The organism is Dactylosporangium sp. NBC_01737 (genome assembly GCF_035963215.1).
Lineage (GTDB): Bacteria > Actinomycetota > Actinomycetes > Mycobacteriales > Micromonosporaceae > Dactylosporangium.
Map to the genome: position 1 here is coordinate 13,154,961 of NZ_CP109153.1, position 14,092 is coordinate 13,169,052.

Consider the following 14,092-nt stretch of genomic DNA (forward strand, 5'->3'; position numbering starts at 1 on the left):
TGCTGTGGCAACCCTAAGGTTCGGTTAACGCGCTCAGCGTGACAGTGACCCGCGCACCGCCGAGCGGCGAACGGTCCACGGTCAGCGTGCCGCCGGCGGCCTCGGCCGTGCGCCGCGCGATGTCCAGGCCCAGCCCGGTGGATCCGGCGCCGCTGACACCGCGGGCGCCGGCGGCCGGGTCGAAGCCGGTGCCGGCGTCCTGCACGGTGAGGACCCGGCGGGGGTCGAGGGTCACCGCGACGGCGACGCCCTCCTCCGTGTGCGCGAAGACGTTGCCCAGCAACGCGTCGACGCACGCGGCGAGGTCGGCGGCGGAGACCGCCACGGGCAGCGGGCCGTCCGGCAGGTCCGCCTCCACCGGCCGCTGCTGGTCCTCGGCGAGCACCGTCCAGAACCGGATCCGTTCGGCGACGACGGCGGTCGCGTCGCAGGAGGGCAGATCATGCTCGCGGCGGGCGTCCTCGATGACGGCGGTGACGGCATCGTCGAGCGCGGCCACGTGGGCCAGGATCCGGGCCGCCTCGTCCTGGTCGCGCAGGCCCTCGGCGTCCAGCCGGAGCGCGGTCATCGGGGTCCGCATGCGGTGCGACAGGTCCGCGACGCGCTCGCGTTCGTGCCGCAGGAGGTCGCGGATCCGGGCGGCGAGCTGGTTGAGGGCCGCGGCGACCGCCCGCACCTCCGGCGGCCCCGCCGCGGCCGGCGCCCGGCGGTCCAGGTCGCCGCCGGCGAGTGCGTCGGAGACCGTTGCCAGGGTACGGATCGGGCGCACCACCATGACGGCGAGCCGGTCCGCGACGGCCACCCCGACGGCGAGCAGGCCGACGCCGAGCAGCGCGAGGACCAGCCACGCCCGTGCAACACCCTTGCGAAGCTCGTCGCGCGGGACGAAGACCCGGATGACGGCGGTGCCCTGCGGCAGGCCCTGCACGACGACGAGGACCTCCCGGCCGTCGGCGTGCTCGACGGAGAAGCTGGTGGTGCGGGCGGCGAGCCGCACGGCCGGGGTCTGGCCGACGGCGGGGCCGACGGTGCTGCCGTCCGGGAGGTACACGGTGACCGGCCGCCGGGCGTCCACGTTGACCTGCTCGACGGCGAGGCGCAGCGACTGCGGATCGGCGGTCGCGACGAGCACGCCGATGGACTGCGCCTGCGTCGTGGCCGCCGACACGGCCCGGTCCGCGGCGACACCGCGCAGCAGCAGCGCGAGCGGGACCAGGAACGCGAGCAGCACCAGGGTCATCGCGGCCGCGACGAGCAGCGCCAGCCGCCACCTCACGGCTGCAGCCCGTACTTGACGCCGACCCGGCGCACGGTGTGCAGGCGGCGGGGTTCCTGCGCGGTCTCCCCCAGCTTGCGGCGCAGCCATGACAGGTGCACGTCGACGGTCTTGTCGGCGGTGGTGTACGGCAGCTGCCACACCTCGGTCAGCAGCTCCCGCTTCCCGACGACCTCGCCGGCGCGGGACATCAGGTGGTACAGCAGGTCGAACTCGCGTGGGGTCAGGTCCAGCGGGACGCCGTCGAGGGTCGCGGTCCTGGCCCGGGGATCGATGCGCACACCGTCGACGTCCAGCGCCGGGTCCCGTTCGGGTGCTGACGGTCCGCCGTCGGCGCGGCGCAGCACGGCGCGGATCCGGGCGTCGATCTGTTCGGCACCGTACGGCTTGACGACGTAGTCGTCGGCGCCCGCGTCCAGGGCGCGGACCATCTCGCCCTCGGTGCGCCTCGCGGTGACCACGATGATCGGCACCCGGCTGACCGCGCGCAGCATGCGCAGCACCTCACGGCCGTCGAGGTCGGGCAGGCCGAGGTCGAGCAGGACCACGTCCGGCGCCTCGGCGACGGCGAGCTTGAGCCCGTCCATCGCGGTCGCGGCCGGCACCACGACGTGGCCGCGCTCGGTCAGCGCCCGCACCACGCCGGTGCGGATCGTCCCGTCGTCCTCCACGATCAGCACCTTCGCCATAGCCCGAGGTTAACCATCTCTTAGCAGTCGGCGGTGGATAGTGGTGGGCATGGCGGCGACAGTGGTACGGCGGTGGGTCCTCGCGGGCGGCGCGTGGCTGCTGACCGTGGCGGCTGCCACGGCGGTGGCGACGGGTGCCGTCGGCTCAATGCGGCAGGGCATCTTCGGCACGGCGGATGCGCCGTACACCGAGGCGAACGTCGACGCACTGCTGGCCGCGTCGTCCGCCGGGCCCGCGACGGCATCGCCGACACCCGCGCCCGCCTCATCGCCGGCGTCGTTGCCGGCCGGAACCGGGGTCGTGCGGGCCCTGACGACCTCCGGCGGGACGATCGTGGCGGTGTGCGAGGCCGGCCTGGTGACGCTGCGGTCGTGGACGCCCAACTCGGGGTTCAAGGCTGAGCCCGAGCAGCGGGGACCGGCGGCGGTCGCCTCGCTGCGCTTCAAGGCCCGCAGCGGCGGCGGCGACGTCCGCGCCCGGGTCACCTGCTCCGGCACCGAACCCCAGCTCACCGTCGTCGACGACGATTAGCCGGCGAAAGCCTCGGCGAGAGCGCGGGCCGGTGGGGTGAGGGAGCCGTGGACCAGCTCCACGCGGTGGACCAGTCGCGGCTGCGTGACCTCGACGCCCATGACGCCGGGGTGGCTCAGCGGCGCGGGCAGCAGCGCCAGCCCGGCGCCGGCCGCGACCAGCGCGAGCAGGCCACCGGTGTCGGTGCCCGGGTAGCGCAGCCCGGCACGGAACCCGCCGGCGTGGGCCAGGGCCCGCAGCTGCGGCAGCGGCGTTGCCACGTCGGGCGCGTCGATCCAGGTGGCGTCGGCCAGGTCCGCGAGCCGCAATGAGCGTCGTCCGGCGAACGGGTGGCCCATCGGGAACGCCGCCACGGCGGCCGACTGTGCCAGTACCGACGCCGACAGCTGCCCCGCATCGGGCAGTGGCAACGGGTCGCTGGGCGCGGTCACCCCGTCGACGAGCCCGACGTCGAGGGTGCCCGTGGCGACGCCGGCGGCCACCGCGTCGCGCCCGGCGAGCAGCAGCGTGAACCGCACGCGGGGCATCGCCCGCTGGACCGAGGCGAGCACTGCGGCGACCCGGTCACTGCCGGCGAACGGGGTGGCGCCGAGCACGACCGTCGCGGCGGGCTGCCCCGACAGACGGGTCACGTCGGCGCGGGCGGCGCTCAGCCGCAGCAGGATCGGGCCGGCGTGCTCCAGCAGTCGCGCGCCCGCGTCGGTCGGCGCGACCGGCCGGCGGTGCAGCAGTGTGGCACCCAGGTCGGACTCCAGCGCGGCGATCTGTTGCGACACCGCGGACTGCGTGTAGCCCAGCTCCTGCGCGGCGGCGGAGAACGACCCGGTGCGGGCGACCGTGACGAACGTGCTCAGCAGGTGCGGGTCCACGACATCAGTATTGCTTATCCCGCTACGCAAATGTGTTGTTGGACTGATGGAGACCGCGGCGGGACAGTTGACGCATGGCAGCGACCCGCACCGCCCGCATCGCCCTTGTCGGCGACCGTTCACCGCACGTGCGTTCCCACACCCGGATCCCGGGGCTGTTCGAGGTGCTCCGCGCGCAGCACGGCATCGGCATCGACGCGTACTGGGTGCCGACCGACGACGCGACGGCGACGGACCTCGCCGGGTTCGACGGGATCTGGCTGCTGCCCGGCAGCCCGTACCACAGCGAGGAGGGCGCCCTGCACGCCGTGCGGGTGGCTCGCGAGCACCGGATCGCGTTTCTCGGCACGTGCGGCGGGTTCCAGCATCTGCTGCTCGAGTTCGCCCGCACCGTCTGCGGCATCGCCGACGCCAGCCACGGCGAGTCCGACCCGGACGCCGGGCAGCAGCTGATCGTGCCGCTCGCCTGCTCGCTCGTCGGCCACGAGGGCGCGGTCAACCTGACCCCCGGTTCCCTCGCCGAGCGGGTCTTCGGGGTCGAGCGGTCCGTGGAGCGGTACCACTGCGCGTACGGGCTGGACCACGCCTATCTGCCGGAGCTCACCCGGCACGGGCTGCGGTTCACCGGATTCGACGACGACGGTGAGGTGCGGGTCGCCGAGCTGGACGGGCACCCGTTCCTCATGGGCACGCTCTTCCAGCCGGAGCTGGCCGGGGACGGGACCCGCTGCCACGTCGTCATCCGCGCCTTCGCCGAGGCGGCCGTTGCCGTTGCCGCCCGCCAGCCCGCCGTGCGGTAGCGCGTTTCCGGGCGTGCGGTGGCGCCGTTTCGGTGTGCGGTGGCGCCGTTTCGGCGTGCGTCAGAGCAGTTCGGCGTGCGTCAGAGCAGTTCGGCGTGCGTCAGAGCAGTTCGGCGCCGGGGAGCAGCAGCGGCGCCCAGGTCGGTGCGCCGAGCCTGCCGTGCTTCGGGTCGACGCCGATGATCCGGGCGCCGCTCACCCTGGTCGTCGTGTGCCGGGCGTCCCAGTCCACCGTGGACCGCTGCCGGATCCGCTCCGCGCACCGCCACACCCGGCGGTGATGGTCCACGATGGACGAATGCCCGTGGACCTGGGAGAACGGCATCGGCTCGTGCTCCTGCAGCCACGACGCGGCGACGTGCTCCGCCCACAGCGGGCCGTGGTCCGCCCACAGCAGCGGCTCGGGCCTGGTGTTGAGCAGGTCCGCAGCGGTGGCGGCGGTGACCGGCCCGCCGAGCTCCCGCCACGCCGCGACGGTCAGCCCGGCGTGGGTCACGAGCAGTTCCTCCCCAGCGGCGGTTCGCACCGCCGCCGCGACCTGCATCCGGTCCCGCAACCACCAGCTCCGCAGCCGCCCGGCGTCGGCGTCGCTGAGCCGCTCGGCCCAGAAGCTCATGCCGCCGGTGTACTGCGCCTCGTGGTTGCCCGCAAGCTGGATCCAGCGGCGCGGCGTCGCATCGATCCTGGGTTGGACGAGGTCGAGCACACCGGTGCTGTCCGGGCCGCGGTCGACGAGGTCGCCGACCTGGATGACGACCGTGTCACCAGCATCGAGACCCTCCAGTGCGGCGGCGAGTTGCGCGGCGCAGCCGCCCACGTCACCGATGACCGCGATCGTCGCCATGCCGACCTCCCCCGTGCGCCCGACCCTAGCTCGCCGCGGCGCGGGACGGCGTTCAGCGCAGCTCGGCGACCACGGCGAAGTGGTCGGACGGCCAGATCCCCTGGTGCGGGGCGGTCCCCGCCAGGTGGACCCGCTCGACGCGGCCACGACCGGCGGCCGAACGGGGCGACCCCACCAGGATGTAGTCGATCCGGGCACTCGGCGCCCAGTACTCGCGGACGTACTCGTTGCGGCGGTCCCAGGTCCAGCCGGGGTCGGCATCGTCGCGGTACCGCCACGCATCGACCATCACCAGCCCGGGCACGACCGGGGCGATCAGGCGCCCACCCGTGCGCCGCATCTCGTCGGAGTCGGGTTCGGCGTTGAAGTCGCCGGTGAGCACCGGCGGATGGTCCTCGACGCGGTGCGCGGCAATGAACGGTACGAGCCGCTCGACCTGCGCGCACCGCGCCGCGGAACCGTCCGGGCTGGAGTCCAGATGGGTGGTGAACACGGGAATCGGGCCCTCGGGCGCGTCGACGCGGGCGTGCAGCACGGTGCGCCCCTCGCCGCCGAGGTCCCCGATCGCCGTGTCGGCGATCGGCCACCGGCTGAGCACCGCGTTGCCGACGTCGATGCCCGTGTCGCCGATCCGCGAGTGCCAGCGTCCGGGCGACGGCGACGGACTGTACGCCCAGTGCATGCCGAGCTCGCGCGCCAGCAGCTCCGCCTGGTGCGCACCGTCCCGGACCGCCCAGACCTCCTGCAGCCCGCACACGTCGGGGCGCTCGGCCCGCAGCGTCGCGAGGATCGCCTCGTGCCGGGCACGCCAGTCACCGAACCGCCACCACAGGTTCCAGGTCATGATCCGCACCGGCCCGATCGTAGATCAGACGACCCGCGCCACCCCCGACCCGCCACGGCAGCGCGATCGGCACGGGCCGGCGGCCAGGACGGCGGGCAGGCGGGCGGGGTGGCGGGCCTCAGCGCAGGGCGGCGAGGATCGGGAGGAGCGCTGCGGGATCCTCGACGTGGGAGTTGTGGCCGAGGCCGGGCAGGTCGGCGGGGTCTGGGACCAGCGCCGCGAGTTGCTCGTGGCTCACCATGGGGTCGTGTTCGCCTCGGGCGAGGACGACCGGGACGGGTGCGGCGGCGAGCAGGTCGGCGACGCGTGGGTCGCCGACCGCGAATGTCCTGGGGTCGTGGGTGGTCCGCCAGCCGTCGCCGTCTCGGGTCACCGCCGCATCGGGCACATCGTCCTTCAGGCCGACGAGACCCGCGACCCGTTGGAAGCGGGTTGCAGCCTCGTCGCGGGTGGGGTGGATGATCGGCGGCTTCCTGGCGATCGCGGCGGCACGGTCGAGCTCTTCCACGGTCCAGGCGACCTTGATGCCCAGGCCGACAACGGCGCGCACCCCGCGGACGCGGGCGAGGTGCAGCCCGATCACCCCGCCGAACGAGTGTCCGACCACGACCGTGCCGCGCGGGTCGACCAGTCCCGCGACGGCGTCGGCCACCGTGGCGAACGTGTACTCGTCCAGCCACGCCGAGCCGCCGTGCCCGGGCAGGTCGGGTGCCACCCACGCCCCGTCGAGGAGCGCGGTCAGGTCGTCCCACACCTCGGCGGTGGCGCCGAGGCCGTGCAGCAGCAGGACCGTCGGCGTGCCGGAGCCGCCGCAGAGCACTCGAAGGTCGGTCACTCCGACAGCATCCCGCACGCGGGCGCGGCCGTGAGTCACCCGGCACCCGCGCGCAGGGTGAACGGGTGCTGCGGGCCGAGCGCCCGGGTGAGGATTGCGACGGCGCGTGCGGCGTACGCCCGGCTCCGCGCGCCGTGGACCCGGCTCAACGCCATATGTTCCCGCCTCGGCGCCAGATGCAACCGCCTCCGCGCGGCAGCAGAGCACGCCGAGCGCGTTGAGCACCGCCGGGTGCGGGCCTGCCGCGCGCAGCACCTCCTCCGCCTCGGGCAGCCTCCCCTGAACCCGTAGCGCGTCCCCGAGGCGCACCGATGCCGCGACCGCCAAAGGGTCGTGCGGTGCCATGGATCGCAGGGCGCGGCGGAAGGTGGTTGCGGCCGTGGCGTACTCGGCCAGGCGGAACTCCAGGTCGCCGAGGGTGAGCAGGGCGGCGGCGAGCTCCGCGCCCTCGAAGCCGGTAACCGCGTGGCGGCGCAGGTCGAGGGCGCGGAGCCGGTGGCCGGACCGCCAGAGCCGCAGCGCACGCCGGTGTCGTTGCCGGGCTCTGATGAGCGTCCACATCGGATGGGCGGCCGGGACTACGCGCCGAGGAACGGCTCGGAGTGGTTGAAGCTCGTGCCGGCTGCCGCAGGCGCGGCGGTGACGGCGATCAGACCGGCGGTGGCCACCAGTACCCAGACGAGGCGCTTGATGCTGTTCTTCATGCAGTGGCGCACGCCGGGCGACGGGCGGGTGTTCAGGACCGACCGGAAGCCGGCAGCAGGGGTCAGCCGGCGTAGGCGAGCAGGTGCGGGGTGGGGCTGCCCGGCCAGGTGGCGGTGAGGGTGGGTGCGTCGCCCGGGGCGGCCGCGTCGCCGGTGAGCACACGCAGGACGGTCAGGGTGACGGAGTCCGTTGCGATGCGGGTCGGGTGGGTGTCCGACACATCGAGGACAGCGGTGACAGCAGGCACGGGCACGCCGGCGTGGCCGCTGCCGGTGACCTGCATCGGGTTCGGGCGGACCTGGCGGACGCCGTCGACCTCGAACTCCTCGGCCGCCTCGGCGGCGCCGGTGAGGATGGTGGCGGCGAGGGTGGCGGCGTAGACCGGGTCGCCGCTGGCGTCGTACACCCAGCGGGGGCCGAGGACCGAGTGCTCGGTGGTGCCGATCAGCCACCGTTCGGCGCCGGCCAGCGGCGCGGCGCGGTAGGTGAGCGCGACCTGCAGCAGTGGTCCGTCGCCGGCGCGGACGAGCATCGTCTCGACGCCGACCTCGCCGGCGGGGTCGTCGAAGCGGAACGCGCCGACCTTCTCCAGGTCGGGTTCGGCGGGGCCGGTGTACCAGTCCTTGGTGGGCAGCCACGCGTTGAGCAGTTCGAGTTTGGTGGGCGTCAGGTCCGCCCGGTGCAACAGCGCCATGATCACATCGTAGAGCCCGGCGGTCATTCCAGGATGTAGAGGACTTCCTCGATGCCGTCGTCGCCGGTGTGCGGCGGGCCCGCGGGGTGGAAGCCGCACTTGCGCAGCACGCGGACCGAGCCGGTGTTGGCGGTGGCGACGTAGGCGTGGACCGGGCGGTCGGGCAGCTGGTCGAGCAGGAGCCCGAGCGCGGCGGTCGCGACGCCGCGGCCCCAGTGTTCCCGGCCGATCCAGTAGCCGACCAGGCGCTGCCCGTCCTGCTCCCAGCTCACGATGTTGCCGGCCACCGCACCGCCGGCCAGGACGGTGCGCAGGGTGTTGGCCGGGTCGGCGCGGGTCCGTGCCCAGTGGGCGAAGAACGGGTCGCGGTCCCGCGAGGGCATCGCCGCCATCCCGGCCGCCTCCGGGTCCTGCTGATGGACGAAGAACGTCTCCAGGTCGTCGTCGCGGACGTCCCTGAGCTCCACGACCGCCATCTCAGGCCACCGCCGCAGCAGACACGGCCGGCGACGGGCCGCGGCCGGCGCCGTCGTCGCGGACGTCCCTGAGCTCCACGGCCGCCATCTCAGGCCACCGCCGCAGCAGACACGGCCGGCGACGGGCCGCGGCCGGCACCGTCGCACCGGGACTCGATGGGGTCGATCATCACGCGCTCCAGGGAGAAGGTCGGCGGCACAGTATTCACGAGCTGGTCCCGTCGACCTGGGCCAGCGCGAGCAGGCCAAAGTCGTGCCCGGGTGGCGCGATGACGGCGATCCCGGCCGGCGGGCCCGACGACGGCGTCGGCACGGAGACGCTCGGCAGCCCGTACGCGCTGGCGGGCACGGCGCACCGCAGCGTTTCCCGGCGCCACGCGTCGCGACCGACGGGGCTCAGCTCGCGGGGTGCCCGGGACCGCCGGCCGGCAGGACCAGCCAGGCGTCGCGGTCGGCGAGGAGGTCCAGCAGCTCGGCCCGCCGCTGCGCCAGGAACTCCCGTGCGGCGGTCTCCTCGGCGGCGGTGACGGCCGCGCCGAACCGGAAGCGGTCCTCGACGTCGACGGCGAGGGCGCGCGGGTGGGCGGTGATCCAGTCGCCGTGCGCCCGCCACGCCTCGGCCGCCTGCACCTGCCGGAAGGCCAGCAGCAACGGGTCGGGGTCGTCCCAGGTGGACAGTGTGACGCGGGAGACCGGCAGGCCGAAGCCCTCGGCGGCGGGCGCGCCGTCGACGGTGAGCAGCCGCGAGGGCAGTGCCGACGGGCCCTCGGGCAGCAGCACGGAGCCGACGAGGGCCAGGTGTGAGGCGGTGGCGGTGATCCAGCCGACGGTGTCGAACGACGGGGCGAGTGGCAGCACGCCGTCGGTGGGCACGGCGCCGTGGGTGGGGCGCAGACCGTACAGCCCGCAGCAGGACGCGGGCACGCGGATCGAGCCGCCCGTGTCGGTGCCGAGGCCGATCTCGGCGTGGCCGGTCGCGACCGCCGAGGCCGGGCCGCTGGAGGAGCCGCCGGTGACCAGGTCGGGAGCGCGGGGGTTGGGCGGGGCACCATAGTGGACGTTCGTGCCCGACAGGGAGTAGGCGAGCTCGTCGGTGTGCGCGATCCCCTGGATCACCGCGCCGGCGGCGCGCAGCCGGGCGACGGCGGGGGCGTCGGCCGCGGCGGGCAGGGCGGAGGCGAGCCAGGCAGGGTTGCCCCCGCCGACCGCGAAGCCGGTGACCTCGAACAGGTCCTTGACCGCGACCCGCAGGCCGTCGAGCGGGCCGTGTCCGGTGGCCGGGGCGAGGGGCATCCCCTTCACCCGCCACACGGAAGGGTCGGCGGTCATGCAGGGCCCCCGGAACACGGCACGGAAAAGATCGACACCGGACCACCTACCTCATCGGCGCGGTCACCGCAACGCCGCGGCGGACCGCTGATGAGCCTAGCGCCCAAGCCGCCAAGACACAGCGGTTCACCGGTCCGGCGAACCGCTGATGAGCCAACGCCCACGCCGCCAGGACACGGCGGTTCACCAGTCCGGCGGACCGAGCCAGGTCGCCTTCGCCAGGGCGTTCTGCCCGGCGGAGTTCGGGTGGAAGAAGTCCTGCGCGGTGATCATGTCGAGGCTGAACGCGACCCGGTGCGCCGCGCCGCCGTCGTCCCTGCACCGCGCGCCGTAGGCCTTGCAGGCCGCGACGAGCTGGGAGTTGTACGCGTCGATGCGCTCCCGGAACGCCTTGCGGCGCGCCGCGTCGGCGGGTGCGGTGGAGGTGGGCGCGGCGAGCAGCGCCTGGCAGATGCCGAGGGACCAGGCCTTCACCGCGACGTCCCTGGTGTGCCCGATCTCCCAGAGGTGGTAGATGTCGGGGATGCTCACCACGAGGATTCGCGCCTGCGGCAGGCCCTGCTTGAGCACCGCGAGCGCGTCGTCGATCTGGCGGCGGAACGCGTCGGCGGGCGTCATCTCGGCGATGGTGGGGCGGCACGCGTCATTGGCGCCGATGAGGATCGTGACGTAGGTGGCCTTCGCGGTGACCGCGGTGCGGGCCTGCGCGGCGAGGGCGTCGGCGCGGGCCTTGCCCTCGGCGGCGTTGTGGCCGCGAAGGCCCGGGCTGGACTTCAGCAGCCGCCGGTAGTGGCTGTCGACGCGGGTGCCGTCGCCGGTCGACCACGAGTTGCGCGGGCACGGGGTCGGCGCCAGGCACGACGCGAACGCGGTGGTGACGGAGTCGCCCAGCGCCGCCATCGAACCGGAGCCGCCGCCGCTCGGCGCGGGACCGGCGGTGCCGCCCTCGCAGGCGAGCGCCAGCACTGCGAGGCCCGCGAGCGCGAGCACCCATACATTCTGTGTCCATCTGGTGACGATGGGCACATCGTAGCGGAACCTATGTGGCGTGCAGCCGTTTCAGCAGCGCCATCTCCAGCTCCTCCGGCAGCTGGAAGAAGCCGTCCTCGGTGAGCAGGCGGTGATGCTCGTTCGCCCGGTACGACATCGGCACCAGCTCGCCGTCGCGCACCTCGACGCTGCCGATGACGTCGTGCTCGGGGACCTCGCCGGCCGGGTCCGGGGTGCGGGCGTCGAGCACGTCGACCCAGCCGTGCCCGCCGACGAGCGCGGCCTGCTCGCGGATGCCGTGCACGACGAAGATGTCGTCGCCGATCGTCTCGTGCAGGAACCGCACGAAGGTCGGGTTCTCCTCGAAGTGGTCGGGCTGCATCGCGCCCGGCCCGTCGACGCCGACGGCGAGGAGCCCGACGACGGCCTCCGCCGACAGCCCGTGCTCGGCGACGTCGTCCGGTTCCAGCGGCGAGACCAGGTGGCGCAGCCGCTCGCCGAGGTACACCTCATACACGAAGAACTCGCGTTTACCGGTCCCCACGGAGCTTCCCGTAGACCAGGACGTCCCGCCAGGCGCCATCGCGGAACTCCGCGGAGCGCAGGATGCCCTCGCTGAGGAACCCGACCTTCTCCAGGGCCTTCTGCTCGGGGATGTTCTCCGGCTGGGTCCGCGCCTCGATCCGCGGCGCGGCGCTGTTGGCGAACAGGTAGTCGCACAGCAGCGTCTGCGCGCGCCAGCCGACGCCGCGGCCGCGCCACTCCGGCAGCAGGATGATGCCGATGCTCCAGTACCGCGACCAGCCCGTGCCGGTCGACTCCCAGCTGACGAAGCCGGCGGCGGTCTCGTCGGCCTCGACCATGAGCCTGCCGTCGTGCTCGCCGAGGAAGCCGTCCTCGGCGAACCGCCTGGCCGGGCCGGTCGGCTCGCGGTAGCCGGACCAGGCCGGTCCGGCCAGCCCAGGCTCCGTCACGAACCGGCGGAACATCCCCAGATCGCTCTCGACCACCGGTCGCAGCCGCACCCAGGTCTTATTCAACTCGCCTCACCTCGCTCAGCCGGCAGCCTGCGCGCGACGCGCAAGATCGCCCGCCATCTTCGCCGATGATCGCGGCGACCGCCATCCGACCAACCGCCGGTAAATCGGCCACGCTACCGTCTACGGCCATGCCCGTCGATGCCTTCGCTCACACGTTCGCCGTGGCCGCCCCGCCCGGAAGGGTCTATGCGCACCTGGCCGACCCGCGGTCCTACGTGGGGCTGTCCCCGCTCGTCGCCGCCGTCCGCGACGTGCACACCGACGGCAACCGGGTCACGTATGTCGCGCTGGAGCGGTTCCGCTTCTGGACCAACCCGATCCGGGTGACGATGACCCTCGACCCGCAGGCGCCGTCGGTGGTGAGCGCGGTGGTCTCCCCCGGCCGGGTCCGGCTCCGGGCGGAGGTCACGCTGACGCCCTCCGGAGACGGCACCGACGTCACCGAGACGATCACGGTCGAGTCGCCGTCGTTGTTGCGGCGGTACGTCCTGCGCCAGGCGAAGGCGGTGCAGCTTCGCCGGGCCGCCGAGCTGACCCGGCGGATGGCCGCCGCCTAGCGGACCAGGTGCGGGGCCACGTGCTCCCGGATCAGCTCGAACGAGCGGGCGCGGGCGTCCACGTCGTACACCATGCAGGTCAGCATGAACTCGTCGGCCTGCGTGCGTTCGAGGAGCTCCGTCAGCTGGCCGCGGACGGTCTCCGGGGACCCGAGGGCCTGCCCTTCGCGGCGGTCGAGGATGAACTCGCGCTCCCGGTCGCTGTACGGGTACGCCGCCGCCTCCTCCGGGGTCGCCATGGCCTCGGGCCGGCCGGAGCGCAGCCGCAGGAACGACAGCTGGCTCGGCCCGGCGAGGAACGCGGCCTCCTCGTCGGTCGGGGCGGCGATGGCGCTGACGGCGACCATCGCGTAGGGCGCGTCGAGCCACTGCGAGGGCCGGAAGCTGTCGCGGTAGAGCTTCAGCGCCGGCAGCGTGTTGGCACTGGAGAAGTGGTGCGCGAAGGAGAACGGCAGCCCGAGCAGGCCGGCGAGTTGCGCGCTGAAGCCGCTGGAGCCGAGCAGCCACACGTCGGGCTTGTCGCCGCGCCCCGGTGAGGCGAGGATGCGCTGCTGCTCGTCGTCGCCGGTGAAGTAGGCGATGAGGTCCTGCAGCTCCTCCGGGAAGTTCTCCGCCGACAGGCCGTCCATGGTGCGGCGCAGCGCGAGCGCCGTGTACTGGTCGGTGCCGGGCGCCCTGCCGATGCCGAGGTCGATGCGGCCCGGGTGCAGCGCCTCGAGCGTGCCGAACTGCTCGGCGACGACGAGCGGCGCGTGGTTGGGCAGCATGACCCCGCCGGAGCCGACGCGGATCGTGGACGTCGCGGCGGCCAGGTGCGCCAGCAGGACCGCGGGCGAGGAGCTCGCGATGGCGGGCATGTTGTGGTGCTCGGCGACCCAGAACCTGCGGTAGCCGAGTGCCTCGACGCGTCTGGCCAGCTCCGTCGTGTTGCGCAGGGCGTCACCGGCGGACGCGTTGGCGGCCCGGGGCGCGACGTCAAGGACGGAAAGCGGAATCTCGGTCACAAACCATGGTCAACAGCGGAGGGCCCGCGGATGTTCCCGCTCAGAGCAGGTCCAGCAGGATGACCACGCCCAGAGTGACGAAGACCACGGGGGTGAGCCACGGCCCGGCGGCCGACACGGCCGACACGACCCGGCGGTGACCGCCGAGCCAGCCGGCGGCCGCGCACCACACCGCGACCAGCACGGCGAAGACGGCGACCATGACGGCCGCGTCGGCGAGGCCGGCGGTGCGCAACAGCGGCGTGTAGACCGCGATGTTGTCCCCGCCGTTGGCGATGGTGACCCCGGCCACGGCCAGCACTCCCCCCGCGATCACGGGGGTGTCGGCGGCACCGCCCCGGGCGCGCCAGGCACGCAGCGCCCCCAGTACCCCCAACGCCAGCGGAACGAGTCCGAGGAAGCGGATCCACGAGTCGGGGATCAGGGTGAGGCCGGCGGCCGCGGCGGCCGAGACGGCCACCAGCGCGGCGATGCCGAGATACTGCCCGAGCCACACCGCGCCGGCCCGGGCGCCGGCACCGGTGCGCGCCGCGATGAACAGCAGCGTCAGCACGACCAGATCGTCGACGTTGGTGCCGGCGAAGACGGCCGCCGCCGTGAGGATCACC

Annotated in this window: 19 protein-coding genes and 1 pseudogene; 3 read left to right on the forward strand and 17 right to left on the reverse strand. The window is 74.0% G+C overall.

Annotation, left to right across the window (positions count from 1 at the left end):
* Nucleotides 1-13 precede the first annotated feature (13 nt).
* Both OHA72_RS60770 and OHA72_RS60775 read right to left on the reverse strand, forming a co-directional pair.
* Entirely contained in the window at nt 14-1,276 is a 1,263-nt protein-coding gene (locus OHA72_RS60770) for a sensor histidine kinase (protein ID WP_327005152.1), read from the reverse strand.
* A complete protein-coding gene (locus OHA72_RS60775; RefSeq protein ID WP_327005153.1) occupies nt 1,273-1,965 on the reverse strand; it encodes a response regulator transcription factor in 693 nt (230 codons plus the stop codon). The genes OHA72_RS60770 and OHA72_RS60775 overlap by 4 nt, the downstream gene beginning before the upstream one ends.
* 49 nt (nt 1,966-2,014) lie before the next feature.
* On the opposite strand from OHA72_RS60775, the gene OHA72_RS60780 reads away from it, so the two are divergent.
* The gene (locus OHA72_RS60780; protein ID WP_327005154.1) at nt 2,015-2,497 is read left to right on the forward strand and encodes a hypothetical protein; all 483 of its coding nucleotides are present in this window, start codon (nt 2,015-2,017) and stop codon (nt 2,495-2,497) included.
* Here the strand turns inward: OHA72_RS60780 and OHA72_RS60785 are convergent.
* Nucleotides 2,494-3,366, reverse strand: a complete 873-nt coding sequence (locus tag OHA72_RS60785) for a LysR family transcriptional regulator (RefSeq protein ID WP_327005155.1) — start codon at nt 3,364-3,366, stop codon at nt 2,494-2,496. The genes OHA72_RS60780 and OHA72_RS60785 overlap by 4 nt on opposite strands.
* A gap of 74 nt (nt 3,367-3,440) precedes the next feature.
* Here OHA72_RS60785 and OHA72_RS60790 point away from each other — a divergent pair, with 74 nt between their 5' ends.
* The gene (locus OHA72_RS60790) at nt 3,441-4,166 is read left to right on the forward strand and encodes a CTP synthase C-terminal region-related (seleno)protein (RefSeq protein WP_327005156.1); all 726 of its coding nucleotides are present in this window, start codon (nt 3,441-3,443) and stop codon (nt 4,164-4,166) included.
* Nucleotides 4,167-4,266: 100 nt separating this feature from the next.
* Here the strand turns inward: OHA72_RS60790 and OHA72_RS60795 are convergent, their stop codons facing one another.
* From OHA72_RS60795 to OHA72_RS60845, 12 genes and pseudogenes are all read right to left on the reverse strand, one after another.
* Nucleotides 4,267-5,010, reverse strand: coding sequence for a metallophosphoesterase (locus OHA72_RS60795; protein WP_327005157.1), 744 nt, complete (start codon nt 5,008-5,010; stop codon nt 4,267-4,269).
* A 52-nt stretch (nt 5,011-5,062) separates the two neighbouring features.
* Complete coding sequence (locus tag OHA72_RS60800; RefSeq protein WP_327011899.1) at nt 5,063-5,854, reverse strand: endonuclease/exonuclease/phosphatase family protein; 792 nt, start codon at nt 5,852-5,854, stop codon at nt 5,063-5,065.
* A gap of 118 nt (nt 5,855-5,972) precedes the next feature.
* Nucleotides 5,973-6,689 carry an alpha/beta fold hydrolase gene (locus OHA72_RS60805; RefSeq protein WP_327005158.1) on the reverse strand — a complete coding sequence of 239 codons (717 nt, stop codon included), beginning with the start codon at nt 6,687-6,689 and terminating at the stop codon, nt 5,973-5,975.
* 300 nt (nt 6,690-6,989) lie between these two features.
* A pseudogene (locus tag OHA72_RS65425) lies at nt 6,990-7,250 on the reverse strand (hypothetical protein); the annotation flags it as partial.
* Between the two features lie 17 nt (nt 7,251-7,267).
* On the reverse strand, nt 7,268-7,393 hold the full coding sequence (locus OHA72_RS60810) for a hypothetical protein (RefSeq protein ID WP_327005159.1): 126 nt from the start codon (nt 7,391-7,393) through the stop codon (nt 7,268-7,270).
* A 62-nt stretch (nt 7,394-7,455) separates the two neighbouring features.
* Nucleotides 7,456-8,088, reverse strand: coding sequence for a CG0192-related protein (locus OHA72_RS60815; protein ID WP_327005160.1), 633 nt, complete (start codon nt 8,086-8,088; stop codon nt 7,456-7,458).
* Nucleotides 8,089-8,111: 23 nt separating this feature from the next.
* Nucleotides 8,112-8,564 carry a GNAT family N-acetyltransferase gene (locus OHA72_RS60820; RefSeq protein ID WP_327005161.1) on the reverse strand — a complete coding sequence of 151 codons (453 nt, stop codon included), beginning with the start codon at nt 8,562-8,564 and terminating at the stop codon, nt 8,112-8,114.
* A gap of 205 nt (nt 8,565-8,769) precedes the next feature.
* On the reverse strand, nt 8,770-8,913 hold the full coding sequence (locus OHA72_RS60825) for a hypothetical protein (RefSeq protein ID WP_327005162.1): 144 nt from the start codon (nt 8,911-8,913) through the stop codon (nt 8,770-8,772).
* Nucleotides 8,914-8,960: 47 nt separating this feature from the next.
* On the reverse strand, nt 8,961-9,893 hold the full coding sequence (locus tag OHA72_RS60830; RefSeq protein ID WP_327005163.1) for an amidase family protein: 933 nt from the start codon (nt 9,891-9,893) through the stop codon (nt 8,961-8,963).
* Between the two features lie 183 nt (nt 9,894-10,076).
* Nucleotides 10,077-10,883: a GDSL-type esterase/lipase family protein gene (locus OHA72_RS60835; protein WP_327005164.1), complete on the reverse strand. Its 807-nt coding sequence runs from the start codon at nt 10,881-10,883 to the stop codon at nt 10,077-10,079.
* 49 nt (nt 10,884-10,932) lie between these two features.
* Nucleotides 10,933-11,427: a hypothetical protein gene (locus OHA72_RS60840; RefSeq protein ID WP_327005165.1), complete on the reverse strand. Its 495-nt coding sequence runs from the start codon at nt 11,425-11,427 to the stop codon at nt 10,933-10,935.
* On the reverse strand, nt 11,414-11,923 hold the full coding sequence (locus OHA72_RS60845; RefSeq protein WP_327005166.1) for a GNAT family N-acetyltransferase: 510 nt from the start codon (nt 11,921-11,923) through the stop codon (nt 11,414-11,416). Before OHA72_RS60845 ends, OHA72_RS60840 begins: the two co-directional genes overlap by 14 nt.
* 128 nt (nt 11,924-12,051) lie before the next feature.
* Here OHA72_RS60845 and OHA72_RS60850 point away from each other — a divergent pair, with 128 nt between their 5' ends.
* Entirely contained in the window at nt 12,052-12,480 is a 429-nt protein-coding gene (locus OHA72_RS60850; protein ID WP_327005167.1) for an SRPBCC family protein, read from the forward strand.
* Here OHA72_RS60850 and OHA72_RS60855 read toward each other — a convergent pair.
* Nucleotides 12,477-13,484, reverse strand: coding sequence for an LLM class flavin-dependent oxidoreductase (locus tag OHA72_RS60855; RefSeq protein WP_327005168.1), 1,008 nt, complete (start codon nt 13,482-13,484; stop codon nt 12,477-12,479). The genes OHA72_RS60850 and OHA72_RS60855 overlap by 4 nt on opposite strands.
* A gap of 40 nt (nt 13,485-13,524) precedes the next feature.
* Entirely contained in the window at nt 13,525-14,091 is a 567-nt protein-coding gene (locus tag OHA72_RS60860; protein ID WP_327005169.1) for a cadmium resistance transporter, read from the reverse strand.
* Nucleotide 14,092: the final 1 nt, after the last annotated feature.

Excerpts from the sequence above, each read along its gene's own strand:
- OHA72_RS60795 (WP_327005157.1), bottom strand. The coding sequence starts at position 5,010 with ATGGCGACGATCGCGGTCATCGGTGACGTGGGCGGCTGCGCCGCGCAA.
- OHA72_RS60775 (WP_327005153.1), bottom strand. The coding sequence starts at position 1,965 with ATGGCGAAGGTGCTGATCGTGGAGGACGACGGGACGATCCGCACCGGC.
- OHA72_RS60810 (WP_327005159.1), bottom strand. The coding sequence starts at position 7,393 with ATGAAGAACAGCATCAAGCGCCTCGTCTGGGTACTGGTGGCCACCGCC.
- OHA72_RS60780 (WP_327005154.1), top strand. The coding sequence starts at position 2,015 with ATGGCGGCGACAGTGGTACGGCGGTGGGTCCTCGCGGGCGGCGCGTGG.
- OHA72_RS60815 (WP_327005160.1), bottom strand. The coding sequence starts at position 8,088 with ATGGCGCTGTTGCACCGGGCGGACCTGACGCCCACCAAACTCGAACTG.
- OHA72_RS60830 (WP_327005163.1), bottom strand. The coding sequence starts at position 9,893 with ATGACCGCCGACCCTTCCGTGTGGCGGGTGAAGGGGATGCCCCTCGCC.
- OHA72_RS60850 (WP_327005167.1), top strand. The coding sequence starts at position 12,052 with ATGCCCGTCGATGCCTTCGCTCACACGTTCGCCGTGGCCGCCCCGCCC.
- OHA72_RS60820 (WP_327005161.1), bottom strand. The coding sequence starts at position 8,564 with ATGGCGGTCGTGGAGCTCAGGGACGTCCGCGACGACGACCTGGAGACG.
- OHA72_RS60790 (WP_327005156.1), top strand. The coding sequence starts at position 3,441 with ATGGCAGCGACCCGCACCGCCCGCATCGCCCTTGTCGGCGACCGTTCA.
- OHA72_RS60800 (WP_327011899.1), bottom strand. The coding sequence starts at position 5,854 with ATGACCTGGAACCTGTGGTGGCGGTTCGGTGACTGGCGTGCCCGGCAC.